The 443-nt window shown below is 74.5% G+C and carries 1 protein-coding gene; it reads right to left on the reverse strand.

What is annotated here, in order from left to right; all coding sequences use genetic code 11:
- Positions 1-429, reverse strand: a 429-nt coding sequence (locus tag F0L68_RS41300; RefSeq protein WP_497857963.1) for an efflux permease Rv1217c-related protein, incomplete at its 3' end; no start/stop codon positions are given.
- Positions 430-443 lie beyond the last annotated feature (14 nt).

Genomic DNA, 443 nt, shown 5'->3' on the forward strand with positions numbered 1-443 from the left:
CCAGCACAGCCCATCCGGTCCCGCGCCGGTGACCGGCAGCCCGGCGCCGTTCTGGCCGAGCGCGGTGAGCAGCCCGAGCACGAGGTCCGTGCCGGCGGCCACGATCAGCGCGGCGGTCAGCGGCGCGCGCCGGCCGACCACGGTGGCGCCCAACAGTTCCAGCCGACCGGACTCCTCCTCCGCCCTGGTGTGCCGGACCACGACGATGTAGCCGAGCACCGCGACCAGCGCCGCGCCGAGCGCGCTCAGCTTCAGCATGGCCAGGGCGCCCAACGAGGTCGGGTCGTAGATCCTGCCGTAGAGGGCGACCAGCGCGGGCGTGCTGTTGAAGGTGCCGGCGGGCTCGCCGCGCGAGGAGGGCGTGGGATACAGCCCGACCGTCGCGGACGCGGGGCTCGACGCCGTCAGGGCGAAGAGCACGCTCCACACCGGCAGCATGATCC

This window comes from Solihabitans fulvus, from assembly GCF_008386585.1.
GTDB lineage: Bacteria > Actinomycetota > Actinomycetes > Mycobacteriales > Pseudonocardiaceae > Solihabitans > Solihabitans fulvus.